Origin of the sequence: Corynebacterium hiratae (assembly GCF_009708045.1) — a bacterium.
Lineage (GTDB): Bacteria > Actinomycetota > Actinomycetes > Mycobacteriales > Mycobacteriaceae > Corynebacterium > Corynebacterium hiratae.
This window is the reverse complement of sequence record NZ_VIOG01000003.1, coordinates 25,208-51,738: the sequence shown is the minus strand read 5'-3', so window position 1 is coordinate 51,738 and position 26,531 is coordinate 25,208. Positions and strand designations below refer to the sequence as shown.

The window sequence follows — 26,531 nt, the reverse complement described above, 5'->3', positions numbered from 1 at the left end:
TCTTAAACCTCCGTGTTGTTGATGTACTGCGTGATGTAGTCCTTCACCGCCGCTGCATCATTGGGCAGATCCGTGACGTGACGCTCGGCCTCCAGGATGCCGGCGAAACGCTCCGGCACCTCCGGCTCGCTGCCGATGGCCTCCTTGATGGTCTCCGCAAACTTCACCGGCAGGGCGGTCTCTAGGCAGATGATGGGGGTGTCGACCCCATATTCTTCCTGTACCGCGCGGGCGACCTTGATGCCGTCCGCGGTGTGCGGATCCACCAGCACGTCGTAGCGCTCGTGGACATCCTTAATGGTGGCGAGGCGATCCGCGTGGGTGGAGGAACCGGACAGGAAACCGTACTCCGCGTGGGCGGCGTCAAGTGCCTGCTTATCGACGTTAAATCCGCCTTCCTTCACCTTCGTCCCGAACAGCTCCTTGATCTGTGCGGCATCGCGGCCCAGCAAATCGAAGGCGAAGCGCTCGAAGTTGGAGGCGCGGGAAATATCCATGGACGGCGACGAGGTCTTGTGGGTTTGCTCCGAGGAGCGCGGACGGTAGTTGCCGGTACGGAAGAACTCATCGAGCACGTCGTTTTCGTTGGTCGCGACGATGAGGCGGTCGATGGGCAGCCCCATCTGGCGAGCGATATGGCCGGCGCAGATATCGCCGAAGTTGCCGGTAGGCACGCTGAAGGAGACCTTTTCGGTGTTTTCCGTAGTGACCTTGAGGTAGCAGTTGATGTAATAGACCACCTGCGCCATGAGGCGGGCCCAGTTAATGGAGTTCACCGCACCGATGCGGTTCTCGGCCTTGAAGTTGGCGTCGGCCGATACCGCCTTGACCACGTCCTGGCAATCATCAAACACGCCGTCCAGAGCGATGTTGCAGATATTCGGGTCATCCAGGCCGAACATCTGGGCCTGCTGGAATGGCGTCATGCGCCCAGCCGGGGTCAGCATGAAGACGCGGATGCCCTTGCGCCCGCGCATGGCGTACTCCGCCGAGGAACCGGTGTCACCCGAGGTAGCACCCAGAATGTTGAGGGTTTCGCCGCGGCGGGCCAGCTCGTATTCGAAGAGTTCGCCCAACATCTGCATGGCCATGTCCTTGAAGGCGGCCGTTGGCCCCTCAGAGAGGTGGCCGATGTAGAGGCCCTCCCCCAGTTCGCTGACGGGGACGATCTCCTCGTGGTCAAACTTGGGGTAAGTGTAGGCGCGCTGGGCAATTCCTTCGAGGTCTTCTGCGGGAATATCATCCACAAAAAGCTTGAGCACTTCCGCGGCCAGGGCCGCGTAGCCGCCCTCCGCCAGCGTCTGGCGCCAGTTAGTCAGGGTGGCGTCATCGATGCGGGGGTAGGTTTCCGGCAGGTAAAGGCCGCCATCAGGGGCCAGGCCTCCAAGGAGGATATCCGTAAAGGAGGCAGGCTGGCGGTCGGTATCGCGGGTCGAAATGTACTTCACCCCCTGCATCTTAGTTGGTGACGCGTAAAGTATCAGCCATGTCGGTTCCTCATCCTCGCAATGTAATTACCACTAAGGCTCTCTCCGTGTGGGTAGCTGCGGTGTTGGTCTACATCGTGGCAATTACCGGCCGCACATCTTTTGGCGTAGCGGGGCTTGAGGCCATTGATCGCTTCGAGGTCGATGCCTCGCGCATTGCTGTTTTCACCTCTGTACAACTGGGCATTTATTCACTGGCGCAGATCCCGACGGGCATGCTCATCGATAAGTTCGGCCCGCGGCGCCTGCTAGTCATTGGTTCCATCATCATGGGCGTGGGCCAGGTGATCCTCGGTTTCACCAGCAATTATTGGGTAGCCATTGCCGCCCGTCTGCTCATCGGCGCGGGTGATGCCACCGCCTTCTTGTCGGTGATGCGCATCCTGCCTTACTGGTTCCCACTGCACCGCACCCCCATGTTCACGCAGGTCACCTCCTCCCTGGGACAGCTGGGTCAGTTTATCTCTGCCCTACCTTTTGCCATGCTCCTGGGCTGGGGCGGATGGACCTTGGCCTTCGTTACCTTGGGCGCGGTGGGCATTCTCATCGCTGTCGCCGCCGCGGTGGCAGTTGCTGATTCCCCGGAAACGCTCGGAATCGTAAAGAAGCCGAAGGAAAAACCGAACGCGCAGCCAGAGAGCATGGGCGCGCTGCTCTCCCAGGTTTTCCGTTCACCCGTAGCCTGGCAGGCATTCTTCATTCACTGGGTCGGACTTGCCGCCACCAACGTGTTTGTCATGCTGTGGGGCATGCCCATGATGACGGCCGGCATGGGATTTTCCAAGACCAGCGCCGGTTGGGCCCTGACGTGGTTTACCGTGTGCATGATTCTGGTGGGCCCTGTACACGGCAGGCTATCTTCTAGGACGCGAGGTTTCCGCCCCTGGCTCGCCTTGGGGTTTGTGGCTATCCACTGCGCGGTGTGGGTCCTGTTCTTCCTCTTCGGCGGCAGCTACCTCTCACTGATCATCCTCATCAGCGTGGTGTCCTTGTGCACACCGGTGGCAAATTATGGATTCGACATTGTCCGCGAAAACCTCGACCGTAAGGTGGTCGCCACAGCAACGGGCCTGGGCAACATGGGCGGCTTCCTGGCCACAGTCATCGGCGCCCAGCTGGTCGGCGTAGTACTAGACCACTTGGGCAATGGGCCAAATTATCCGTTCTCTGATTTCCAGCTCGCCGCCTGGGCAGTCTTCGGCGTGTGGTGCATCGGCATAGCAGGTGTCCTCATCACGCACGTCCTGCGCAGCCGGGGCGAGGAGGACGGCCCGCACGCCAAAATCATCCAGGTGAGTTAGTACAAGGCTGGGCTACTGGAGGGACAGGGCGCTCAACGACGCCTCAAGGGGCACCCCGTTGGCCACTTCGAAGACGCCCAGCCCGCCGCCGATGGGAACGAGGATGGCGATGCTCACTCCCACTGCGGTCCTGAGAAGCTCGCGCAGTTTTCGTCGTTTCTCCACTTCAACGCACCAACCTTTATCGTTTCGTTATCTGTGCGTGTGAGCTTAAATTCTGCGACTGTTAGCCAGATCTTCGTTGACTGCGCATCTCCTGCCAGTCCCTGTGACTTCAGTGCCAGCGTTGCCAGCCGGGGGCTATTCAGCAGGGGTCGATTCCACGAAGATCGGCCCCTCCACCGGAGCGACGACGCCAGCGTCGAAGGCAGAAAGCGCCCCCTTGGCCTCTTCCTTGGTGATGGCGCCCGCCTCAACGGCCTTGTCCAGATCGGCTTCGAGGACCTGGCGGGACCTGTACCTATCCGACGCCACTGAAAGCAGGCCACGAGGGACCGATTCCGACGGGATCCCCAGCGCCTCCGCCAGGGCCACGATGCGGTCATTTTCGGTGGGGTCGAGGTGGACATTCACCGACTGATCCTGCGGCACGCCGCCATTGACGACCTGCTCCACCGTCAGTGCTCCCTCCGGTACGTGATTCCTCTCCGTGACCCACCAGCCTGCGCCGACGACGGTGATGACGGCCGCCACCACGAGGACCCATACGGCGATGATCTGCTTGGACTTCACGGGCATAATTCTAGGCTTCCCTATAGCTCATCGGATTAATCCACGCTCGGCCCAAACGTGCCAAAGGAGGCCCCGTGCGGAGGATGCGGTGGATCAAGGCGCTCGGAAAGTGCATCGATGATGGAACGGATGGTGGACTCCGCTGCGGAGCGGTCAAGGTTGGTGCGGCGTGGCGTATCAGGTTTCGAAACGTCGGGGCGGACGCGGGGCTTGGCGACGTCCACGTGCATCACCGTCCCCTCCACGCTCAGTGTGGCTGCGGGATCGCACCCGGCAGCGCGGGCCGCAGCAAGGAAGGCTTCGAGGTCCGCGAGGGTGGCATCGCTCAGGTCGAGGGATAGGTTGAGGCTCATAGTGTGCTCCTTTGAAGGCTGGGACGGTAACTGCTGCCCAGGCTATCGGCTTAGCACCAGTATGAACAGGGTACGGCACCAAGATCAGGGTTAGCTCCGGGTAAGTTCAGGGTCCGGCTAAGGGGGTAGGCCAGCAGCTCTTAGTCGTGCTCGAAGGATTCCGCCTCCCCCCAGAACACCTCATCGACCACCTTGCGGGCGTGGCGGGTGATCTTGAGGTAATGGTCGAGAAAATCCTGGTTATGTTCGGGATCCCACCCTGCAGCGCCAGCCACCTGCGCCAGCTGCGGCCCCGGTGCCGGCAGCTGGTCCACGCGCTTGCCGCGAACCAGTACCAAAGCGTTTCGGGCATCGGTGGCCAAGAGCCAGGCCTCCCGCAGCTCCTGTACCTGGTGCACGGGTATAACTTCATTGTCTTCGAGGGCATCGAGGACGCGCAGCGTCGACGGCTCATGCAGCGCCGGTACCTCGTGGGCATGCATCATTTGGAGCAGTTGGACTGTCCATTCGATATCCGTCAACCCACCGCGCCCCAGCTTGGTGTGGGTATTGCGGTCCGCGCCGCGCGGCAGGCGCTCATTGTCAACGCGTGCCTTCATGCGGCGGATGTCACGAATGGTCTTCTCGCTCACGCCCTTCGGCGGGTAACGGAAAGCATCCACCATGGTGAGGAAACGCTGGCCAACGTCCTCATCACCCGCCACAAAGGCAGCGCGGAGCAGCGCTTGCATCTCCCACGGCTCGCCCCACTGTGAGTAGTAGCGCTCATAGGACTCAATGGAGCGCGCGACCGCTCCCGAGCGCCCCTCTGGCCGCAAACCTAGGTCAACGTCCAAGGGCGGATCTCCGGACGGTTTTGCCAGGCGGCGGCGCAGCTTCTCAATGATGCCGATGGCCCAGGGCAGCGCTTCCTCTTCGGGGTTGCCTGCAACTGGCTCCGCTACCACGATGACATCGGCATCCGAACCGAAACCCAGCTCCATGCCACCGAGCCGCCCCATGCCGATCACGGCGATGCGAGCCGGTGGTTCGTCATTGTCGTTCTCCAGCCGCCACGCCCTGACCTCGGCGCGGAGCGCTGCCTCCAACACCGCATTCCAGATGGTGGACAACTCGTAACAGACTTGCTGAACCGGCAGGAATCCCAGAAGATCCGCTGCGGCAATTCGTGCCAACTCCGCGCGGCGAAGAGACCGCGCGACCGAGACGGCCTTGTCCGGATCCGCATGACGCTTGGTGGAATTGACCAAAGCAGAGGACACTTGCTCGGGTTTGGTTTCCAGAAGCTTGGGCCCCGCCGCGCCGTCGGAGAGCTGCTTGACGACGTCTGGCGCCCGAATGATGAGCTCCGCCGTAAACGGCGAGGTGCCCAGGATTTTCATGAGGCGCTGGCCGACGACGCCTTCGTCGCGAAGCATGCGCAGGAACCAGGTACGGTCGTAGGCTGCTTCCGAAAGCTTGCGGTAGTTCAACAAGCCCATGTCTGGATCCGCGGTGTTCGAGAGCCACTCCATCAACGTGGGCAGCAAAATGGCCTGGATGCGGGCCTTGCGCGACTGGCCCGCGGCCAAAGAAGTCAGATGCTCGAAGGCTCTGTCCGGATGGCGATAGCCCAACGCCGCCAGCTGCAGGAGGGCCGCCTCGCGCGACAGCTTGAGCTCATCCGCCGACATCGATGCCACGGAATTGAGCAGCGGGCGGTAGAACAAGCGCGAGTGGAGCTCAGAGATAAGCAGGCGAATCTTCCGGAGATGGATGTTCATCCGATCCGCCGCCGACTGATGGCCCTGCGGGTGGAAACCCGAGTTGATAGCCAGCCACTCGAGCGCCGTGTTGTCATCCTTCGCCGGCAACGTATGTGTCCGGCGGAAGCGCTCCATTTGGAGGCGGTGCTCCAGCAGACGCAGAAACTCGTAGGCCTCAATGAGCTGGGTGCCATCCTCGCGCCCTACATACCCGGCGCGCACGAGTGCGGCGAGCGCATCGACCGTCGCGAGCGTGCGCAACGATTCATCCGAGCGACCGTGCACCAACTGCAGCAATTGGACTGCGAACTCTACATCGCGCAGACCGCCCTCCCCCAGTTTGAGCTCTCGAAGGCGCATCTCTTCCGGGACGTTCTCGAGCACGCGGCGGCGCATAGCCTGTACGTCTTCAACAAAGGACTCCCGTTGCGAGGCAGTCCACACCATGGGCCCGATCTGGCTCACGTAGTCCTTACCTAGGGGCAGGTAGCCGGTCTGCGGTCGCGCCTTCAGTTGTGCCTGAAACTCCCAGGTCTCCGCCCACCGCTTGTAGTAGGCCACGTGCGAATCCAGAGTTCGGACGAGTGCGCCGGATTTTCCTTCCGGACGCAGGTTGGCGTCGACCTCGAAGAAGCAGGCAGAGCCGATTCGATTGAACTCCGATGCTAGGCGCGTAACCTTCGGCGTCGCCTCTGAGCCCACGAAGATAACGTCCACATCGGAGATATAGTTCAACTCCCCCGCGCCACACTTGCCCATCGCAATAACCGCCAGCTGTGCATCGAGGGGCTCGTCGCCATAGACCACACGGACCGCACCCGCGAGTGCGGCGGTCAAGGCGGCATCTGCGAGAGCCGTCGTCAGCCTGGTGACCTCCCGGAAACCCACTCGCGGCTGTGGGCGCGACTGGCCCTTGCGAGAGTGGAATGTACCGGCGAGGTCATGGGCCGCGATGCGCATCATCAGCGTCCGGTATGCCACCTTGAGCGATGCTTTGTGGTCACCAGGGGATGCGCGGTAGGTGCCGGGCGATGTCAGCTCGGGGTTCGCCGTGTCTGGGCGGTCTGGTTGCTCTGCGTACGTCGCCGGTTCCGCCCCCACCTCGTCCAATAGTGTGTTCAGCATCTCCGTTGGGGTAGGCAACGGGCGCTGCAGTTCTTGCCAGGTTTCCGGGTGGGCGGCGAGGTGATCACCGAACGCCGAGGAGCCGCCCAATAGGGCAAGCAGCCGAACCCGAAGAGTTTCGTCTTCGCGCATCGCCGGCCCAATCTCGGGCGCTCCCTCGAAGATCCTCATCAAGGTGTTGAGGGCCATGTCGGGATCACCGGTTCCGGCCAGTGTCCACAGCAGCTCCAGGGATTCCGGATTATCCCATTCGAGGCGGGAAAGATCCTCCGCAGCAGTTGGCCGGGTAAGGCCGAGAGTCGCCGGGGACGGTACTGACACAGGACGCATGCTTCTCCTAGAAATTCAGGTTGTTACGCAATTCGAATGCGGTGATCTGTTGCTGGTACTCATGCCACTCGTCCCACTTTGCGCGCAGGAAGTATTCAAAGACGTGCTCGCCAAGGACCTCTGCCATGAATTCGGAGCGTTCAAACTCCCGGAGTGCTTGGTCCAAGCTGCTAGGCAGGTCCTTGTACCCCATCGCACGGCGCTCACGGCGGGTCAACTGATGGACATTGTCCTCGGCCGGATCACCGAGCTCATACCCTTCCCTGATACCGCGCAATCCGGCGGCCAGGAGAACCGCATATCCCAGGTAGGGGTTCATCGCTGAATCTAGAGAGCGAATCTCTACCCGCCGCGACATTTCCTTGGACAGGCGGTAGGTCGGTACTCGGACGAGGGCCGAACGGTTAGACACGCCCCAGGTCACCGACCCCGGGGCTTCGCTGCCGAACATCAGGCGCTTGTAAGAGTTGGTCCACTGGTTGGTGATCGCCGTCATTTCCACTGCATGCTCAAGAATTCCGGCGATGAACTGCCGTCCCGTACTAGAGAGGGAAATCTCATCGTCTGGGTCGTGGAAGGCGTTGGAATCGCCTTCAAACAGGCTGAGGTGGGTGTGCATTCCCGATCCCGAGCGGTCTTCGAAAGGCTTGGGCATGAATGTGGCATGCACGCCTTGCTGGGAAGCCACCTCCTTGATGAGGTAGCGGAACGTCATGATGTGGTCTGCCATGGACAGCACATCAGCATGACGCAAGTCGATCTCCTGCTGCCCGGGTGAGGTTTCATGGTGGCTGAATTCCGTAGCGATGCCCATGGATTCCAGCGCATACATCGACCGGCGGCGAAAACTCGGGGCGTTATCGTGGGTGGCTTGGTCGAAGTAACCGCCGTTGTCGGTGGCAATGAGGTTGTTGATATCGCGCGCATCCTCAAGGAGATAAAACTCGATCTCCGGTGAGGCCTTACACGTGAACCCTTCATTGGCCGCCTCTGTGACCTGCCGGCGCAGGATGTGGCGTGGATCCACCAGGGAAGGGTGCCCATCGGGCTGGGTAATGTCGCAGAACATGCGCGCTGACAGCAGCTCTGGCTCTTCCTTATCGAAGGGCATGATCTGAAACGTTGAGGGATCCGGCATGGCGATAGTATCGGCCTCCGAAATACGGGAGAATCCCTCCACCGAGGAGCCATCGAAGCCAACACCTTCCTCGAAGGCAGATTCCAATTCGGAAGGGCTCATCACCACAGATTTCAACGCCCCCAGGATGTCAGTGAACCAGAGGCGAATGAAGCGGATATCGCGTTCTTCAACTGTACGAAGGACGAATTCGTGTTGGCTGTTCATGTTTTAAACCCTACCGCCGCGCGCCGAAGCCGCGGCTGGGCGTTTGCTCTTTTGCCCCCGCAGCGTCACCTATCGGCCCAGTTGGCAAGAGTATCTCGGGGGCAAATTTTTTCGACCTTCCGAACCCTTGTCGCTTTCACATGCTTGAATGACCCCATATCCAAACTGATGTACGAACAAAGATAGGAATGTGATTTCCATGAACGCCAACCACGCAACACTGAGCGAGCGAGGACTCGACCTCATTATCCGAGCGGCCCAGCGAGGATGGTCTCCTAAGGATCTTCTTCACGTCGTGGGCAACTTTTGCCACCCACTCATTTATCGTGCCGCCGGCCAGGTGCCCGCACAGATTAGTTCAACTGCGTTGCGCAAAGAGTGGTTGAGCCTCACTCCGCCTGCTTCGATGACCATGTCCACCGATGAACTGACGCGACTCATCGAAGCAACCATGTTGCTTCCCTTACTTCGTGACGTTGACGTGCTCGTGCCTGAGAGAAATAGCTCCCAGTCAGCGCATGGCAGCAAGGAGGATAAAATCCGCACCAAAATCTCCCACCTTCTGCGGAAGGCCGAATCCACTCCCTACGAGGAAGAAGCCAGTGCGCTCATTGCCAAGGCACAAAGTCTGCGGCAACGACACCGGATCGATGGCGCTCTCGATGCTTCGCCCAGCTCCGTAGTTTCCACGCGCCTTCATATCAGCGCCCCCTATATCAAGCACAAGACCACACTTCTTAGCGTCATCGCGGATCGCAATGGATGCACTGTGCTGCAACTTCACCCCAAAGGGATCATCACAGTCTTCGGCGCTAAAGAGGACGTCCACCATGTCACCGACCTCTTCGCTTCACTTCTTCGGCAGTGTGAGTGGCACATGCACCACGGAGAACACGCGAAAAGCGCACGCCGGATCGGCAATGTTGCAGCTTTCCGCCGAAGCTTCATTTTGTCCTTTGCCACCCGAATCGGTCAGCTCTTAGATGAGGCAAACACCACGCTGGGGCCACAAAGTACAGACGCGACAGCTTCCACAGCACGCAATCCGGGAACTAGGCATGATGCAGTAGTCCTTGCCCACCAATCTTTATCAACGGTGGAAGATCGTCGGCGTAGCGCAGAAGCGGTAGTAGATCAGCTCTTTCCCAACGCCCGCACCATATCTTTAGCTATGGGGAGCCGAGCAGGCGTGTCCGCCGGGGCCTCCGCTGCGGAAAGGTCTCATTTAAGTGGTGATTCCTCAGGGCTGGCAGGACGGGCCCAACTCACTCGTTAGGGCAGGCTCAAAGGCTGGCACAAGTGCTCTAATGACTAGGTAAACTAGATGGATGTGTAGAGGTTTTGTGCCTCCTATTTAAATTTTCGCTCCCCGACGAAGGTGTGTACATGTCTCCGAAGACGTTCCTTGAAATCGAAGCCAAGTTCGCCGTGGATGAAGCCACGCCGGCGCCTGATCTCACCAACCTCGACGAGGTTGCCCGAGTAGCAGAAACCCGCCACCAATCATTGTCGGCGATCTATTACGACACGGAGGACCTTCGCCTTACCCACGCCAAGATCACGCTGCGCCGTCGCACCGGTGGAAATGATGACGGTTGGCACATCAAGATCCCCGGTGCCGAAGGCCGCACCGAAATTCGTGCCGAACTCGGCGAACCAATTGATGGCAAGTACGAGGTTCCCGCCGAGCTTCTCCACCAGGTTCGCTCAGTGATCCGCAATCATCCGCTGGAGCCCATTGCGCAGGTCGACAACAACCGCACCGAATTGCTCCTTGTCAACGCCGATGACCAGCCGGTCGCTGAGTTCTGTGATGACCATGTCACCGCCTTCTCCTTCCTTCCGGGTGGCTCACAGAGCACCTGGCGTGAGTGGGAAGTCGAGCTCGCTGGGGAGCTCCCTGGATCCAAGGAAGGCAGCGCTCTACTGCGGCACGCCACTTCCCTACTCATTAGCTCTGGGGCTCGGGTTTCTTCCTCGCCGTCCAAGTTGAAGTCGGCATTGGGTGAATCCATCAATAATGTCGAGCTTCCCCCGTCGCTTACCACGTCCAACGTGGAGCCGGGCTCACCCGCGGCAGCGGTTGTGGACGCATTGAAAGCCAACCGGGACAAGCTCGTCGAATATGATCCACGGGTTCGCCGCGATGAGTGGGATTCGGTTCACCAAATGCGCGTTGCTACCCGTGAACTGCGCAGCCACCTGCAGACCTTCCACGGCATTGTGGTGGGCCCCGAAATCGAGCGCATTGAGTCAGATCTGAAGGAACTTGCGGCCATGTTGGGCGTCGCCCGTGACGCCGAGGTCGTGGAGGAACGTTGGCAGAACCTCCTCGCGTCCGAGGATTCCGATGTCCTCGATGAAGCTACCCGCGAACACATTGCTCACGACATGGGTCGCGCCTACCGCCGAGCACACCGTCGAGTCATCGCCGCGCTTGATTCCGATCAATACTTGGCTCTGCTCGATGCCTTGGATGCCTTCCTCTCCGACCCGCCAGTTGCCGGTGAGGACACGCCCGCTGACGCCGACAGCATCTCTGCCAGCGGCGAGGCGGAAGACTCTGCGGTCGACGATTCGGCGTCCGCTGACTCCACTGAAGAACAAGAGTCAGCAAAGGACTACGAGCCGAAGCACGCCAAGCCAGATGAGGACGAAGAGCCCCACGATCTTGATACGGTGATGGCCCTGCACCTCAAGCAGGCTTATGACAAGCTGGTCAAGCGCCACAAGAAGGCAGTCTCCAACTGGGATAATGCCGAGCTGACGCTACATGAACGTGAAGAGTACTTCCACGATATGCGCAAGGCGGCAAAGAAACTGCGCTATGCGGCGGAGGCAGCTGGTTCCGCAACCTCGTTGAAGACGAAGAGCCTCTACAAGGCCTGCAAGCAGATGCAGTCAGTCTTGGGAGACTTCCAGGATTCGGTGACCTCTCGCGACAAGCTGCTCGAACTGGCAGAGACCGCGCGCCGCCGAGGCGAGGACACCTTTGGCTATGGTCTGCTCTACCAGCGTGAGCGCGCCATCGGTTTGGAAGCGCTCAACGCCTACTCGGAGAGCTTCAAGGCCATCAAGTCTGCGTTCAAGCCGCTGCGCAAGAAGCTGCGCTAATTCCTCCCCGCTGGGCGCGCTGCAACGCCCGGCAGGTGGAACAAACTTTTCAACGGCCCACTCCGTCGCGTTTCTCGCGAGGGGGTGGGCCGTTGGCTTTGAGTTACCGCCGCTCAATGGGGCGTCCTGCAGGAGTCCTGCAGGACTTTAGTAATCGTCTTCAGCAGCGTCCTCGGCATCAGCCGCAGCAGTGCGGGCTTGCGCGATTTCGATGGCGTGCTCGGCTTCCTCGCGGGAATCATAGGGGCCCATGCGGTTCTCCCAACCAGACACCTTGCCCTGGGTCACCTCACCGGTGGACGGGTCGTAGAACCACTTGTTATCAGCCTCGGCCATTGTTTTCTCCATTCTTTCAGGTACTCGATCAGTGCACCCCACACTACAGACCGCCCATCGACTACGCCCGTTAGAATAGATAGGTCACCTCACTCCTGCCCCGTTTACAGGCAGGATCTCGCCACCAGCAAAGGAGAACCTTCCCGATGCCCCTGTGGACTGCCCCTTCGACCCCGGCCGTCGACCGCGTTCGCGCCGCGCACAGCGACAACATCGGCGCCGAGCCGGCGCATGTCGCCAGCGCCCCAGCCACCTGGGCACTCATCGGCGAGCACATCGACCACTACGGCGGCATCACGATCATGGGCCTTGCTGATCTCCGCGCTGCAGTAGCCGTGAGCCCTCGCACCGATGGCATCGTCAACGTTCGCCTCGAGCACACCAACGGCGAGACCGTTGAGGACCAGATTTCGCTAGAGAAAGTCTCCTCCCTCGCCGCGGAACAGCAGCCCGGCGTCGATTCCGAAGGCCAGCCCATCGAGCCCCCAGCGCCCGAGGGCGCCATCGCAGCGCGCCTCGGCGGCATCATCTACACCATGATCAACCGCCAGCTCCTCACCCGCGAGACCGCCGGCGCCGACATCACCGTGGTCAACGACATCCCAGATTCGGCCGGGCTTGGCGCCGCCGCAGCCATTGATATCGCAACCGCTTTGGCCTTGCTCGGCGGCGCGGACGATCTGCACGATGCTCCTCTTCGCGCCCGGATCGCAGAGGTATGCTCCCAAGCTGTCGGCACCTTCGCCCGCTTCCCTGCGCTGCGCGCCCGCCACTCCGCCGCACTGCGTGGCGCGGGTGACTCCATTACCATCATCGACTACGCCGACGGTTCCGTCACCCAGGCACCGCACGTGGTCAACAAGGACATTGCTGCTTTTGCCCTCGCCGTCCCCGGTGACTTCGATTCCGCTGAGGCTGTTGCCGAAATCCGCGCCCGCGAGCGTTTCATTGACGCCGCCTGCCGCGCCTTCGGCACTGCATCGCTGCGCCTCCTGCCGGATGCGCCCCAGCGTGTCCTCGAGTGGCTCGCCGCCGTCCACAAGGTGCACGGCCCCGAAAACCAGCCCACCATCGACCAAGCCACAGCATGGCTGACTTTCTACTCGGAAGAAACCGAGCGAGCCGAGGGAATTGCCCGCGCCTTGCGCTCACGCCGCGGCACCGAGCTCTTCCCGCTGCTGACCCAATCGCAGTCGGCCTTGGCCACGGTCTATGGCTTCAACTCTGCGGAAAAACTCGCACAACTGGCCACCGCCCGCGGCGCCGTCGCCGCGCGCTCCGCCCACGCCGGGACTTCAACCGCGGTCATCGCCTACGTGCCAAGCACCAAGGCCCCGAATTTCGCGGCCGACCTCGCCGAGGACGGCCTGCTTGTCGTCCCCCTATCGGCCGGTGCCCCCGCCATTACCGAGGATTAATCCGCCGGCCACGCAAAGAGCACGTCGCGCTCGGCAACATCGGCCTTAACCAGCGAGACGGTGGTCTCGCTGCCGGTGGGCGGTTGCCCCACGGCCACTCCAATCACCGGCGGATCCAACACGACGAGGCGCGCTTTCTCGCGCTTTTCTCCGCCGTCGACAACTACGGCTTCAAAATTGGTGCCGACCCACGGCGCCAAGACCGTAGCCTCTGTCAGGTTGAGACACGCCTTATCCACTTGGGAGGCCAGCTGCGAGGTCGAGCGCATCGTGGAAATGACATCCCCGGCGCGCTCGCGTACCCACTCCGGCACCTCATAGCCACCGCTCAGCGCCAAGCACACCTCCGTGGCAAATCGGTCGATGAGGCGGCGCAGCGGGGCGGTCACGTGCGCATAGTATCCGCCGATTCCCGCGTGCACGTCCGCCTCACCGTCCTCCAGCCACACGTAGTCCGCCCCGCGCAAAAGGCGCTGGGCCTCGCGCATCACCGCCATGCCACGCGGTGAATCCGCGTCCACGGAATGGAGGAATTCCGAAATGCTGCTCTCCCCCAACTCAAAGCCCAGAGCCTCAGCCTCGGTGCGAAACGTTGCCTCAGCTTCCGGCGTGGCCGCGGACAGCGTGCGCAGGAACCCCATTCCGTGTTCTTCCATGAGGCGCCCGGCACACATGCCGGTAAGCAACGAGATTTCGGAGTTATAGTCCATCACCTCATGGCGCGGCTCCATCACCAGCTCGTAGTGCCCCTTCTCCGCATCATTCGTCTCGGATACGCGCTGCGAGGGAAGGCGCAGGTTGATCGCCTCGCGGCGCAGCGAGGAAGCCTGGCGCAGCTTGCCCACCTCCGGCAGCAGGGCGATAGAGGAATGCAGCGTACCATTCTCCAGGTCCGCATGGGCCTGGTCGTAATCCAGCCGGGCGCGGCTGCGCACGAGTGCGCGCTCCACCGAGAAGTCCTCCACCTCACCCGCGGTGTCGAGGTCGAAGGTCCAGAGGACGGCGGGGCGGTCGACGTCGGCAAGCAGCGAGGCCCTATCCTCAGACAGCTCCGCCGGATGCAGCCGCGCCGGCTCATCGGGCAGGTAGATGGTTTGCCCGCGCGTGAGGGATTCGGTCTCCAGCTCGGAGCCCGGTTCGATGAAAGCGGCGACATCCGCGATGGCGTACAGCACGCGGTAGCCACCATCGCGGGCTTCGATGAAGACGGCCTGGTCCAAGTCCATGGAGCCGGCCGGATCAATAGTCACCAGCGGGATGTCGCGGGCATCGCGGCGCTGCTCGGCGTAACGATCCTGCGCGGACGCGGCCTGCGCGGTGACTTCTCCTGGGAAGTCGGTGGGAACGGAGAATTCCTCGGCGATGGGCCGAAAGTCCAAGGGCGCGGCATACAGCTTCATGCCGCCCCATTGTTCCAAAAAATAAAGATATGGGCGCGAATGAGCCAACCTATAAGCCGGATTCTGTGCCGCGCACCAAGGCGCGGTGGTAAACATCCATCCAGGCCAACCGTTGCCAGTTGGCTCAAGCAGCTACCTTCAGGCTTCGACGAGCAGCCTACTAACGCCTGATCGGGCCCGCTTTCCAGCGGGCCGTGATGCCTTGCTCCCAGTGGGGTTTACCCAGCCACCGCCATCGCTGACGGTGCTGGTGCGCTCTTACCGCACCCTTTCACCCTTACCGCTTGCCTATCGCCACACCGAAGCGAAGCGAAAGGCGCGGCGGTCTACTTTCTGTTGCACTTTCCCGCGGGTCACCCCGGGTTGCTGTTAGCAACCACCGTGCTCTGTGGAGTCCGGACTTTCCTCGGCCCGCGCCTAGCCCCAGAAAGGGGCCGGTTCGACGGAACGCGTTTACCCGGTCGGCTCATTCGCGCCTGTTAGTTTATCGCAGCGCCCCCAGATGCCCCACATCGTTAAATCGATGCAGGGTGCTACCGCCATCGAAGAACTCAACTTCGCTCAGCGAAGCCAGCTCCAGGAACAGGTGGTTGGGTGTCTGCGGTCCAGAGTCGAGCGCTTGGCGCACGAAGGACTTGATGGGGTTGACGTGGGAGACTACGAGCACGGTTTGCCCCGCATAGCGCTGCTGCAGCTCGCGGCGGGCGGCGCTGACACGACGGTGCACGGCGCGCAGGGACTCCCCACCCGGGCAGGCCACGGACGTATCATTCAGCCAACGCGCGTGGAGCTCGGGGTCGGCGGCGTCGGCCTCGGCAAAGGTCTTGCCTTCCCAGCGCCCGAAGTCCACTTCGATGAGGTCCTCAACGGTCTCCACCCGCAGGTCCCGGCCCTCCACCACGGCCGCGGCCGTTTGCTGGCAGCGGCGCAGTGGCGAGCACACCACGGCATCGATGTGGGTATCCATCAGGGCTTGCGCGGCGGCGAGCGCCTGCTTCTTGCCCAGCTCGGTGAGCTCGGGGTTCGCCCGCCCGGAATACTGCTTGGCGGCGGACATCGCTGTCTGCCCGTGGCGCAGCAGGATGAAGCGGGTGGCCGGGCCACACTCAGGGCGCCAGTCGGCCGCGGTCGATGACGCCGCGCTTGGCGACGCCTCCCCCGCCTCCCCGCCAGGTTCTACACCGCCCGCCGCATCGACCGCAGCGCCGGCTTCAGCGGCGTCGCCGGCCCCCATATCGAGGATGCCCACGGGCTCGCCCTTCGCGGCGGCGTCCATAGCGACGTTGGAGAGCTCATCGGCCACCGAGTTCTTGGCGCGCGGTACCCACTCGAGGCTAAAACGCGGAATCTGGTTGAGCAGGCGGCGCGCCTCGATGGCGAGCTTCTGCATGTCCGGATGCTTGATCTTCCAGCGCCCGTTCATCTGCTCCACCACGAGCTTGGAGTCCATGTAAAACTCCACCTCGTCCGCGCCCAGTTCCACCGCGGCCTCGAGGCCGCGCAGCAGGCCGTGGTATTCGGCCACGTTATTAGTGGACTTCTGCCCCACGACGTAGGCGATTTCCCTAAGCAGCTGCGAGCGGTCCTCGTTGTAGACTGCAGTGCCAGAACCGGCGATCCCGGGGTTGCCGCGGGAGCCGCCGTCAGCGAAGATGACGAGCTTCATGAGGCCGGGCGTACCAGGTAGGAGCCGCAGTCACTGCACTGCGGGACCTCGTCGGCCGCCGCGTTGCGCACCGCGTTCTGCTCGGCCGGCGGCAGAATGATGAAGCAACCGCCGCAGCCGCGCCCGGTGAAGGCAGCGGCACCCACACCGTTTTCTTCACGCACGGTCTCGTACTCCGCCACGATGTCCGCGGGCAGCTGCTCGCGCAGCTCGCCGATGCGCACCTGCGGATCCGGTCGGTTCGCCGCGGCCTCCTGGGCGGCTTCGGCCGCGCGCTTGAGCACTTCGAGCTTGCGCTCGGAATCGGAGACCTTCGCGCCGTGGACATCCAGGTTGGCACGCAGGGCGTGAATTTCGTTGTGGGCTTCTTGCAGCTCGCTCATGAGATCCGCGATGCGGGACTTAGCCGCATAGAGATCGTGTTCCAAGTCCTTGCGGGTCTCCGGGTCGGTCGCGGCACCGAGCTGGGCCTTATCGTCGCGCTCGCGCTGGCGCAGCTTGCGCTCGTCGGCCTGGATGCGCAGGATCTCCATCTCCATATCGTCGACGGCGAGCTGGGCGGAGCCGGAGGCGTCGAGAAGCCGGGCGTGTGCGGCCTGTGCCTTCTCGTATTCCTCTTGCTCCGGGATGGTGGGGGTTCCACCGTGCGCCTGGGAGCGCTCCAGGGTCGCCAGCTCCAGCAAGATGCTCTGCAGATCCTGTGACAGTTTCATTTAGTTCTCCTTATGCGCAGAAATCGTCCATGGGTCGGTGCGGACATCGATGATCTCGGTGTTCACGCGCAATGCGTTCTCCACAATATCGCGCGCCTGGGTGGTCCAGGGAAACTCGCTGGCCCAGTGAGCGGTGTCCACCACGGCTGGGCCTTCAGGTTGGGCCAGGTGCGCAGCGCGCAGATGTTCATCTACCGGGTGGTGGCGCAGATCGGAGGTGACGTAGACGTCCACGCCGAGCGCTGCTGCTTGGTCCAGGAAGGAGTCACCCGAGCCACTGGAGACGGCCACGCGCTTCACCACGCGCTCCGGATCACCGGCCGCACGCACTCCCCACTCGGTTTCTGGGAGGGCATCGGCCACGCGCTGGGTGAATTCGCGCAGCGTCATTGGTTGCTCAAGCTCACCCACGCGCCCCAGGCCCAGCGCCTCGTCGAGGTTCTCATAGGGCTCGACAGGGACGATGGGGCGGCCGGGCGTGATGCCGACGAGTTCGGCCAGCTTGTCGTTGACACCCGGGCGCGCTTTATCCGCGTTGGTGTGCGCGGCCAGGAGGGCCACACCGTTGCGGATAAGAGTGTGAATGACCTTGCCCTTCGGGGTATCCGCCGCCACCGAGGTCACCCCGCGAAGCAGCAGCGGGTGATGCACCACAAGCATCTGCGCGCCGAGCTCCACGGCCTTGTCTGCCACCTCCTGGGTGCAGTCCAACGCGAAGGCCACGGTGCGCACCTCGTCCGCGGGGTCACCGCACACCAGGCCGACTGCATCCCAGGACTCAGCGAGCTGCGGCGGGTAGGCCTCGTGGATAACGCGGCGAATCTCGCCAACGGTCGTGTGTTCTGCCATCTCGTTTGCTCCTTATACGGCTTCAGGTTTCACGTCAGTCGCGTCGCTGCTATATCCTAGCTTTCGTTCGTCAGCGCCCCCTCTAGCTTAAGGAGCCTTTGCATGACGCCTCCGGAGAACGACAACCAGCTCCACATCGTCTTCGTGTGCACGGGCAATATTTGCCGCTCACCAATGGCGGAAATCATTACCCGTGATGCCATGGAGACCGACATGCTCGATCTCCTCGCCCGCGTGGACTCCTGCGGCCTCGGCGGCTGGCACGTGGGCCAGGGCGCAGACGAGCGCGCTGTGGCTGAGCTGCGCCGCGGCGGGCACGATGGCGCTGGCCACCAGGCCGCCCAGCTGGGTCCGGAGCACATGGACGCGGACCTGTTCGTGGCCATGGATACCGGCCACCGCGATGCCCTTATCGAGCGCGGCATCCCGAAGGACAAGGTGCGCCTCATGCGCAGTTTCGACCCGAATTCTCCGGAGGACGCCATCGTGGAGGATCCGTTCTACGGCACGGAGGAGGACTTCGCCCGCACCCGCGAAGAGATCGACGCCGCCGTTCCAGGTCTGCTCGAGTGGATTAAGACGAACCACGGCTAGATAATCTTTTGCGGCTACTAGACTGATCATCATGCTCAAGACATTCCTCAAGCCTGGGTGGGTGCTCTTTCTCATCTTTATCGTCGCCTTTTCCTATTTGTCTTTCACGGTGCTCGCACCGTGGCAGCTGAATAAAGACGACCAGATTGTGGAGCGCAACCACCTCATTGAGGAGGCCTACGAGGCCGACCCCCAGCCGGTTACCGAGGTCTTTTCCGCCGATGGCTCCCTGCGCAAGGAGTGGGAACGCGCGGAGCTGACCGGCCACTATCTTCCCGAGGATGAGGTGCTGCTGCGCCTGCGCCCGGTGGAGTCCGCTCCGGGCTTCCAGTCGCTGGTTCCCTTTGAGACCGACTCCGGCGAGACTTTCCTGGTCAACCGCGGTTGGGTACCCACGGATGAGGGCAATTCCGTTCCCCACATCGATCCGGCCCCCTCGGAGAAGGTGACCATCGTGGGCATGGCGCGCTACAACGAGCGCGAGCACACCTCCGCCCCCATTGAGGAGCAGGGCTACACACAGGTCTACTCCATCAATACGGGGCAGATCGCAGAGCTTGTCGACGTCCCCCTCGCCCACGACTACCTCCAACTCTCCCCCGATCAGCCAGGTGAGCTGCATGCGCTGCCGGTGCCGAAGCTGGACCGCGGCAACCACCTCTCCTACGGCTACCAGTGGATTGCCTTCGGCGTGATGGCGCCGCTGGGCTTTGCGTATTTCGTGTGGTCCGAGATTCGGGAGCGCCGCCGCGCCCGTGAGGAAGAGGCTCTGATGGCTAAGGCCACTGCGGCCGCCACTAGTGCCGGCTCCCCCGATACGACCGCGGCCACTGAGGCCTTAGAGCTTGACCACGAGGAGACCTCCAACAAACACCCTGATGCTACGGAGTCTGCTGCCCCGACTTCGACGCCGACGGCTGCCACGCAGGCTTCCCGCCGCTCCCGCTCGCGCTATGGCTCCGCCAAGCCGGACTTCTACGAGAAGATCCGTGAGCGCGGCCAGGAACGCTTCTAGCCTCGGCCCCCAAAGGGGACCGATCATGAACGCGATTGCGTGGACGCGAGAAGCGACCGAAACCGAGATTTCCGAGATTTCCGACAGTATTCTTGAAGCCGCTGGCTGCACCGCTGAGAACTGCGTTCCCAACTGGGACGAAGACATAGGCCTGACCCCGGAAAGTAGACGCGTCGGGGGTTAGGCCCGATCGACACTCCCTACTAGAGCAAAAAGCATCTTTCGCCCAAGCGCAAAGGCTTCCTTCTCATTCACGCCCGACGCTACTAAATATGGGTCAATGCGGATACCGATGCACCTTCCTGTGCTCGAACCAGGCCCAAATCAAAGAAGCCAAGAACAACAGTGGCGTAACCCATGCCAGACGATGCCACCAATGTGCTCCAAAGTATGATTCATCAGCACTTAATCCTGCTAGATAATTGATTACAAGCGTTGCGATGAACAGCACTACAACGACAGTAACGCTCCACCAGTAGGCTGTGCTTTTCTGTTTACGCATCAATGTCACCTTCAGCTTGCACTGAAAATGTCGAACTCAGCGCGAACAATGCCGTAGCGCTCACGCACGCCAGCCCTTTTTTGAACATGATGACCCCTTTTCCAGATTTCCAAGATGCCCGGCTCGTCACCGGCTTACCTCAAACCTATGACTAATGAAAAATGCAGTCAATAACCATTTGCCAACAATGATTATTCATCTGCATAAACACTGGTCATGCTTTTGTGGCCTAAGTCATTTTCGTAAGTATTAGTTCCACTTGTACATGGAGCACCGTTAGGCATCCGTTCATTCGTAGAGGGGAGCGAATATCGGATTGGGGCGAGTGGTGCCCTTTTGAGGTATACCCCAACCGAACACTCCACGGGCATTGCCGGCCAAATCATCGGCTACGCCCGCATCAGCACTACCGACCAAACCCCGAACGCCAACACACCCAACTCAAAGCAGACGGAGCAGTCCACATCTACACCGACCACCAAAGCGGCCTTCACCCTAGGGCACCCGCGGGCGCCCTCCGAGCACGACAAACCCCTCTCCGACTTAACGGAAAGGGGTTTCATTTGGTGCGGCCTGAGGGGATCGAACCCCCGACCTACTGGGTGTAAACCAGTTGCTCTTCCAGCTGAGCTAAAGCCGCAGTGCACTTGGTGTGCTCGACCAAGATTAGCCCATAGGCACCCGCAGCAACAAATCGGGGTGTGATTCGCCGCTGCGAATCCCGCGTGAGCAGGTACATCCTGCGATTATTCCTTAGGGCTTCTTGGTGTAGCCGCGGGCCACGAGGCAGGACCCCTGCCACTCGCCGAGGCGCTCGGCCTTGGTCTGTACGAGGCCGGCCAATTGTGCAGATTCGGAGATCTCGCCTGGCTCCAAGTTGCCTGGCTTTCCAGCTCCTGGGGTCAGCAGCCAGATGCGGCCGGAATCGCCCAAGGGACGGGTGGCATCCACCAGCCCATCGACCAAGTCGCCGTCCTCCGCGCGCCACCACAGCAGCACGAGGTCGCACAACTCGTCGGTCTCTTCCTCGAGGAAGTCCTCCCCCAACACGTCCTCGATGGACTCAGAAATCGTGGAGTCACAGTCTTCGTCCCAACCAAGTTCTAGGGCAATCTGGCCCTCCTCGATGCCGAGCTTGGCTGCAAATCCCGTCACTCGTTGAGTTCCTTCCGATGAAGTAGTTGATGTCATGCAGAGTATTTTAACGGCTACGGTGCACTTTTTCGCGTCAAACCTCCCCCGTTCCTCCCCAGAAGTGGACATTTTCCCCCTTAAAACCACCCGTGGGGGCCTCCGAGTGACCCACCGCGAAAGGGGCGCGTATCCTAGAGCAAGATCTGTGTACTACGACCCAGGAGGATTTAATGGCCGACTTGGACGCCCACAACGGCGACTCCAACTTTCCCATCGTTCGCGATGGCGTGGCAGCATACCTGCATGACTCCGACCCCGAGGAGACCCGCGAGTGGATGGACTCCCTCGACGGTCTTCTAGATTCTTCCGATCCGGAGCGCGCCCGCTACCTCATGCTGCGCCTTCTTGAGCGCGCTACCGCCAAGCGCGTGCCGTTGCCGTCGCTGACGTCCTCGGATTTTGTTAACACCATCCCCACCTCCCTGGAGCCAGAGTTCCCGGGCGATGAGGAGTTGGAGAAGCGCTACCGCCGCTGGATCCGCTGGAACGCGGCCATCATGGTGCACCGCGCACAGCGCCCGGGCATCGGCGTCGGTGGCCACATCTCCACCTACGCAGGCGCTGCCCCGCTGTATGAGGTGGGCCTGAACCACTTCTTCAAGGGCAAGGATGATCCCTCCGGCGGCGACCAGGTCTTCTTCCAGGGCCACGCCTCCCCGGGTGTCTACGCCCGCGCCTTCATGGAGGGCCGCCTGAGCGAGGAAGACCTCGATGGCTTCCGCCAGGAGCACTCCCGCGGCGAGGGCAATGGTCTTCCGTCCTACCCGCACCCACGCCTGATGCCGGACTTCTGGGAGTTCCCCACCGTGTCCATGGGCCTGGGCCCCATCAACGCCATCTACCAGGCACGCTTCAATAAGTACCTGGAGACCCGCGGCATCAAGGACACCTCCAAGCAGCATGTCTGGGCCTTCCTCGGCGACGGCGAAATGGATGAGCCGGAGTCCCGTGGTCTGCTGCAGATGGCTTCCCTCTATGAGCTGGATAACCTGACCTTCGTGGTGAACTGTAACCTGCAGCGTCTCGATGGTCCGGTGCGCGGTAACACCCAGATCATTCAGGAGCTGGAGTCCTTCTTCCGCGGTGCCGGCTGGTCCGTCATCAAGATTGTCTGGGGCCGCGGCTGGGACAAGCTGCTGGAAGCCGACAAGGACGGCGCCCTGGTCAACATCATGAACACCACGTCTGATGGTGACTACCAGACCTTCAAGGCTAACGACGGCGCCTACGTGCGCGAGCACTTCTTCGGCCGCGATGAGCGCACGCTCAAGCTGGTGGAGGACATGTCCGATGATGAGATTTGGGCACTGCGCCGCGGTGGCCACGACTACCGCAAGATCTACGCCGCATACGACAAGGCGTTGAGCTACGCGGGCACCGGCCGCCCGACGGTCATCCTGGCCCACACCATTAAGGGCTACGGCTTGGGCCACAACTTCGAGGGCCGCAACGCTACCCACCAGATGAAGAAGCTGACGCTGGAGGATCTGAAGCTCTTCCGCGACAAGCAGGGCATCCCGATCAGCGACGAGCAGCTCGAAGCAGATCCGTACCTGCCGCCGTACTACCACCCGGGTAAGGACGCCCCGGAGATCAAGTACATGCTGGAGCGTCGTAAAGAGCTGGGCGGCTTCCTGCCGGAGCGCCGCGAGAACTTCGAGACGCTGACCACCCCGGATCTGTCCAAGCTGCGCTCGGTGCGCAAGGGTTCCGGCAAGCAGGACGTCGCCACCACCATGGCGCTGGTGCGTACCTTCAAGGAGCTCATGCGCGACAAGGAGCTAGGCAAGCGCGTCGTGCCGATCATTCCGGATGAGGCCCGCACCTTCGGTATGGACTCTTGGTTCCCGACTCTCAAGATCTGGAACCCGCGTGGCCAGAATTACGTCCCGGTGGACCACGACCTCATGCTCTCCTACCGCGAGGCCACGGATGGTCAGATTCTGCACGAGGGCATTTCCGAGGCCGGTGCCGCAGCCTCCTTCACCGCGGCTGCTACCTCCTACGCCACCCAGGGCGAGGCGATGATTCCGCTGTACATCTTCTACTCGATGTTCGGTTTCCAGCGCACCGGCGATGCCTTCTGGGCTGCTGCCGACCAGCTGGGCCGCGGCTTCATCATCGGTGCGACCGCCGGCCGCACCACCCTGACCGGTGAGGGCCTGCAGCACATGGACGGCCACTCCCCGATCTTGGCGTCGACCAACCCGGCCGTGGAGGTCTACGACCCGGCCTTCGGCTACGAGATCGCTCACCTGGTTCCGCGCGGTATTGAGCGCATGTACGGCGAGGACAACGAGCCGATCATGTACTACATCACCGTGTACAACGAGCCGGTCAAGCAGCCTGCTGAGCCGGAGAACCTCGACGTCGAGGGCCTGCACAAGGGCATCTACCACTACAACACCGCCGAGTCCGGCTCCATCCCGGCCAACATCCTGGCCTCCGGTGTGGGTATGTACGAGGCCCTGCGCGCCCAGGAGATCCTGGCTGAGGACTTCGATGTCAAGGCTTCGCTGTTCTCCGTCACGTCCTGGGTCAACCTGGCCCGCGATGGCGCTGCCCGCAACCAGGAGGCCCTGCGCAAGGGTGAAGCCCCGACTGAGGCCTTCGCCACCACCCAGCTCAAGGGCTTCGAGGGACCGTTCGTCGGTGTCTCCGACTTCGCTACGGACCTGCAGGAGCAGATTCGCCCCTACGTCCCGGGCGACTACATCGTCCTGGGCGCAGATGGCTTCGGATTCTCCGATACCCGCGAAGGCGCTCGCCGCTACTTCAACATCGACGCCGAGTCCATCGTCGTCGCCGTCCTCGAGGGCCTGGCCCGCGAGGGTAAGGTGGAGCGCAGCACCGTCGAGAAGGCAGCTCGCGAGCTGAAGCTCGACGACCCGACCGCCACCATCTCTACGTCCTCCGACGAGGACTAAGGCTGATGAGGATTAAGGCTTAGGGCTTAACAGCCCCAAGCCCTCCGGCCCCTTCTGCCCCATTGTGGGTAGGAGGGGCATTCTTCTTGCCTAAACCCAGGGGCCAGGCGTCGTTGTTGCCAAAGTTCGAGCCAGATCTTGAATCCGAGGCTCTAACTTTGGCAGAACGGGCAGTTCGACCACCACAGGAGGCTCAGCCACCACCAACAAAAGGCCCTGCCGCCGTCGACAAAGGACTTAGCCAGCATTAGCGCGGCTTAGTCGCCATCGAGCACGCGATCGAGCACCCGCCCCAAAGCCTTGGACACCTCGCTCGGTTCTTCCAAGATGACCATGTGGCCAGCACCGTCGACGACGGTCAGGGTGGAGCCCGGCCAGTGGCGGGCAATCACCTCCGATTGGCGGTGCGGGGTCACGATGTCATGCTGGCCCACCACGATTTCCCCCGGCACGCTACGCAGCCGGGCCGTTGCGCCGAACTCGGAGTGCTCCACCAAGTCATCGAAGAAGCCCGCATAGCTCGACATCGGCGTATCCAGCAGCATCGCCACGTGGAATTGCAGCTTGTCCATTTGTGGAAAGCCCTGCAGCAGCGCCGCGAAAGCCGGGGCGATGACAGCCGCTACCTCAAAGCGCACCCGGTTGAGCCGACGGGGCAGCTTCAAGCACGCGTGGTAGACCGCGCCGAGGGTCTTCGATTCCAAGATGCGAGCCACGCCTTCGGCCGCAAAGCGCTGCATCGAGGTGGCTACCAGCGCCATCCCCTCAACGCGGTCAAAGATCTGGCGCGGTGCGCGGCGCAGCAGGTTAAGCGCAATCATTCCGCCCATCGAGTGCCCAAGCAGCACCAAGGGCCCCTCGGCGGCACGCTCAGCGATGACGGCCAGCACATCGTCGGCAGCGCCCCGAACCGTGCACTGCGCGGGGGCGACGTGGGTGGATTGGCCGTGGCCGCGAACGTCGACAAGCAGGCAGCGCACCGTGGGATAGTTGCGGCGCACGTCGTTGACCTGGGAATAGAAGCTCTCAGCAGACAGGCAATAGCCGTGGATGAAGACCGCGGTGACCTCCGCGTCCTCCGGGCCCACCTCGTACCACGCCACGCGCACGCCGTCGTTGTCGACGAAGCCCGAGCCGCTCACCGCAGTCAGGCCCGGTTCAGTCGTGAGATCATGCAGCTCGTTGTGGACGGCGTGCTCGATGGCGCGCATGCGGGGGCGAACCCGGCGCGACCAGCTGCGCGCGACGGCGGAGGAACGTGCTCGAAAAACCATGACATTTCAATACTAGACTGGGCCCCATGGCTAATGACCTTTCAGCGCAACTCCAAGCCCGTTTCGGCTCCGCGCCGGCACAAGAGCAAGACTCTGCACCCGCCGGCGACGCCTATAGCGAGCTCACCCGCCTCATCACGAAGGTGACCGGCGTGGAGGAAGGACTAGAGCGCGAAGCAAAGCTGGAGGACCTGGGGGTTGAATCACTCGAGCGCATCGAATTAGCCGTGCGCCTCGAGGAAGCCTGCGGGGTCCGCCTTAATGAAGAAACCATGCTCTCCGTAACCACGGTGGGCGAACTTGCTGACTACGTGGAGGAACACTCGTGATTTCTTACCTCTCTGACATGGACGGCGTCCTCATCAAGGAAGGGGAGATGATTCCCGGCGCAGATAAATTCATCCAGGCGCTGAAGGACAACAACATCGAGTACATGGTGCTGACCAATAACTCGATGTCCACTCCGCGGGACCTGTCAGCACGCCTTCAGAACACAGGACTGGATATCCCGGCCGAGCGCATCTGGACCTCAGCGACGGCCACCGCGGCCTTCCTCTCCAACCAGGCGGGGCTGTCCACGGCCTACGTCGTGGGCGAGTCTGGGCTGACCACCGCCCTGCACGAGGCCGGCTGGATTCTCAACGACCGGGAAGCCGATTTCGTGGTCTTGGGTGAGACCCGCACCTATTCTTTTGAAGCCATCACCACGGCCATCAATCTCATCCGCAACGGCGCGCGCTTCATTGCCACTAACCCGGACGTCACGGGCCCGGCCCCGCAGGGCGTGCTTCCAGCCACGGGTGCTGTTGCCGCACTCATCACCGCGGCGACCAACCGCGAGCCCTACTACGTGGGCAAGCCGAACCCGGTCATGATGCGCAGCGCCTTAAACAACATCGGCGCACACTCGGAGAACACCGTCATGATCGGTGACCGCATGGATACCGACGTCAAGTCAGGCCTCGAGGCGGGCATGCGCAGCATCCTGGTGCGCTCCGGCATCAGCGATGACCGCATCATCGAGCGCTATCCTTTCCGCCCGACGCGAATCATTGACTCCGTGGCGGACCTGCCGGAGCGCATCTTCGATCCCTTCGCGGACTAGGTCTTC

Annotated in this window: 21 protein-coding genes, 1 tRNA gene and 1 other RNA gene; 9 read left to right on the top strand and 14 right to left on the bottom strand. The window is 62.0% G+C overall.

Annotation, left to right across the window (positions count from 1 at the left end):
- Positions 1 to 2: 2 nt before the first annotated feature.
- Entirely contained in the window at positions 3 to 1,448 is a 1,446-nt protein-coding gene (gene thrC / locus FME68_RS03200) for a threonine synthase (RefSeq protein ID WP_328287695.1), read from the bottom strand.
- Positions 1,449 to 1,486: 38 nt separating this feature from the next.
- On the opposite strand from thrC, the gene FME68_RS03195 reads away from it, so the two are divergent.
- Complete coding sequence (locus FME68_RS03195) at positions 1,487 to 2,788, top strand: MFS transporter (protein ID WP_158395989.1); 1,302 nt, start codon at positions 1,487 to 1,489, stop codon at positions 2,786 to 2,788.
- A gap of 300 nt (positions 2,789 to 3,088) precedes the next feature.
- Here the strand turns inward: FME68_RS03195 and FME68_RS03185 are convergent, their stop codons facing one another.
- The 4 genes from FME68_RS03185 to FME68_RS03170 form a co-directional block, all read right to left on the bottom strand.
- Positions 3,089 to 3,526, bottom strand: coding sequence for a hypothetical protein (locus FME68_RS03185; protein ID WP_046647742.1), 438 nt, complete (start codon positions 3,524 to 3,526; stop codon positions 3,089 to 3,091).
- 29 nt (positions 3,527 to 3,555) lie between these two features.
- Positions 3,556 to 3,873, bottom strand: coding sequence for a Cgl2226 family protein (locus tag FME68_RS03180; protein WP_158395985.1), 318 nt, complete (start codon positions 3,871 to 3,873; stop codon positions 3,556 to 3,558).
- Positions 3,874 to 4,013: 140 nt separating this feature from the next.
- Entirely contained in the window at positions 4,014 to 7,073 is a 3,060-nt protein-coding gene (locus FME68_RS03175) for a bifunctional [glutamine synthetase] adenylyltransferase/[glutamine synthetase]-adenylyl-L-tyrosine phosphorylase (RefSeq protein ID WP_158395982.1), read from the bottom strand.
- A gap of 7 nt (positions 7,074 to 7,080) precedes the next feature.
- Positions 7,081 to 8,418: a glutamine synthetase family protein gene (locus tag FME68_RS03170; RefSeq protein WP_046647739.1), complete on the bottom strand. Its 1,338-nt coding sequence runs from the start codon at positions 8,416 to 8,418 to the stop codon at positions 7,081 to 7,083.
- A gap of 199 nt (positions 8,419 to 8,617) precedes the next feature.
- On the opposite strand from FME68_RS03170, the gene FME68_RS03165 reads away from it, so the two are divergent.
- Together FME68_RS03165 and FME68_RS03160 are read left to right on the top strand one after the other, a co-directional pair.
- Positions 8,618 to 9,694 carry a DUF2786 domain-containing protein gene (locus FME68_RS03165; RefSeq protein ID WP_158395980.1) on the top strand — a complete coding sequence of 359 codons (1,077 nt, stop codon included), beginning with the start codon at positions 8,618 to 8,620 and terminating at the stop codon, positions 9,692 to 9,694.
- A gap of 110 nt (positions 9,695 to 9,804) precedes the next feature.
- Entirely contained in the window at positions 9,805 to 11,532 is a 1,728-nt protein-coding gene (locus FME68_RS03160; protein WP_158395978.1) for a CYTH and CHAD domain-containing protein, read from the top strand.
- Positions 11,533 to 11,679: 147 nt separating this feature from the next.
- Here FME68_RS03160 and FME68_RS03155 read toward each other — a convergent pair whose 3' ends face one another.
- Positions 11,680 to 11,868 (bottom strand): hypothetical protein, encoded by a 189-nt coding sequence (locus FME68_RS03155; protein WP_158395976.1) that lies wholly within the window; start codon positions 11,866 to 11,868, stop codon positions 11,680 to 11,682.
- Between the two features lie 146 nt (positions 11,869 to 12,014).
- On the opposite strand from FME68_RS03155, the gene FME68_RS03150 reads away from it, so the two are divergent.
- The gene (locus FME68_RS03150; protein WP_158395974.1) at positions 12,015 to 13,286 is read left to right on the top strand and encodes a galactokinase family protein; all 1,272 of its coding nucleotides are present in this window, start codon (positions 12,015 to 12,017) and stop codon (positions 13,284 to 13,286) included.
- Here FME68_RS03150 and FME68_RS03145 read toward each other — a convergent pair.
- From FME68_RS03145 to FME68_RS03125, 5 genes are all read right to left on the bottom strand, one after another.
- Positions 13,283 to 14,686, bottom strand: coding sequence for an RNB domain-containing ribonuclease (locus FME68_RS03145; protein ID WP_158395972.1), 1,404 nt, complete (start codon positions 14,684 to 14,686; stop codon positions 13,283 to 13,285). The genes FME68_RS03150 and FME68_RS03145 overlap by 4 nt on opposite strands.
- Positions 14,687 to 14,722: 36 nt before the next feature.
- An RNA gene (gene rnpB, locus FME68_RS03140) (RNase P RNA component class A) lies at positions 14,723 to 15,155 on the bottom strand.
- A gap of 15 nt (positions 15,156 to 15,170) precedes the next feature.
- A complete protein-coding gene (locus tag FME68_RS03135; RefSeq protein WP_158395970.1) occupies positions 15,171 to 16,352 on the bottom strand; it encodes a bifunctional RNase H/acid phosphatase in 1,182 nt (393 codons plus the stop codon).
- Positions 16,349 to 17,065, bottom strand: coding sequence for a zinc ribbon domain-containing protein (locus FME68_RS03130; RefSeq protein WP_158395968.1), 717 nt, complete (start codon positions 17,063 to 17,065; stop codon positions 16,349 to 16,351). The genes FME68_RS03135 and FME68_RS03130 overlap by 4 nt, the downstream gene beginning before the upstream one ends.
- The gene (locus tag FME68_RS03125; protein ID WP_070700668.1) at positions 17,066 to 17,914 is read right to left on the bottom strand and encodes a Nif3-like dinuclear metal center hexameric protein; all 849 of its coding nucleotides are present in this window, start codon (positions 17,912 to 17,914) and stop codon (positions 17,066 to 17,068) included. It abuts the gene before it with no gap.
- A gap of 102 nt (positions 17,915 to 18,016) precedes the next feature.
- Between FME68_RS03125 and FME68_RS03120 the strand changes: the two genes are divergently transcribed.
- Positions 18,017 to 18,508, top strand: a complete 492-nt coding sequence (locus FME68_RS03120) for a low molecular weight protein-tyrosine-phosphatase (RefSeq protein ID WP_046647730.1) — start codon at positions 18,017 to 18,019, stop codon at positions 18,506 to 18,508.
- Between the two features lie 31 nt (positions 18,509 to 18,539).
- Complete coding sequence (locus tag FME68_RS03115; RefSeq protein WP_158395966.1) at positions 18,540 to 19,523, top strand: SURF1 family cytochrome oxidase biogenesis protein; 984 nt, start codon at positions 18,540 to 18,542, stop codon at positions 19,521 to 19,523.
- Positions 19,524 to 20,589: 1,066 nt separating this feature from the next.
- Here FME68_RS03115 and FME68_RS03110 read toward each other — a convergent pair.
- Positions 20,590 to 20,665 (bottom strand) — tRNA-Val (locus FME68_RS03110).
- A gap of 113 nt (positions 20,666 to 20,778) precedes the next feature.
- Positions 20,779 to 21,216 carry a DUF3052 domain-containing protein gene (locus FME68_RS03105; RefSeq protein WP_046647091.1) on the bottom strand — a complete coding sequence of 146 codons (438 nt, stop codon included), beginning with the start codon at positions 21,214 to 21,216 and terminating at the stop codon, positions 20,779 to 20,781.
- A 173-nt stretch (positions 21,217 to 21,389) separates the two neighbouring features.
- Between FME68_RS03105 and aceE the strand changes: the two genes are divergently transcribed.
- Positions 21,390 to 24,146: a pyruvate dehydrogenase (acetyl-transferring), homodimeric type gene (gene aceE, locus FME68_RS03100; RefSeq protein WP_144013798.1), complete on the top strand. Its 2,757-nt coding sequence runs from the start codon at positions 21,390 to 21,392 to the stop codon at positions 24,144 to 24,146.
- A gap of 257 nt (positions 24,147 to 24,403) precedes the next feature.
- On the opposite strand, the gene FME68_RS03095 is transcribed toward aceE, so the two are convergent.
- Entirely contained in the window at positions 24,404 to 25,420 is a 1,017-nt protein-coding gene (locus FME68_RS03095) for an alpha/beta fold hydrolase (protein WP_158395964.1), read from the bottom strand.
- Positions 25,421 to 25,446: 26 nt separating this feature from the next.
- Here FME68_RS03095 and FME68_RS03090 point away from each other — a divergent pair, with 26 nt between their 5' ends.
- A complete protein-coding gene (locus FME68_RS03090) occupies positions 25,447 to 25,749 on the top strand; it encodes an acyl carrier protein (protein WP_158395962.1) in 303 nt (100 codons plus the stop codon).
- 17 nt (positions 25,750 to 25,766) lie between these two features.
- A complete protein-coding gene (locus tag FME68_RS03085) occupies positions 25,767 to 26,525 on the top strand; it encodes an HAD-IIA family hydrolase (protein ID WP_158396164.1) in 759 nt (252 codons plus the stop codon).
- The last annotated feature ends 6 nt before the right edge of the window (positions 26,526 to 26,531 follow it).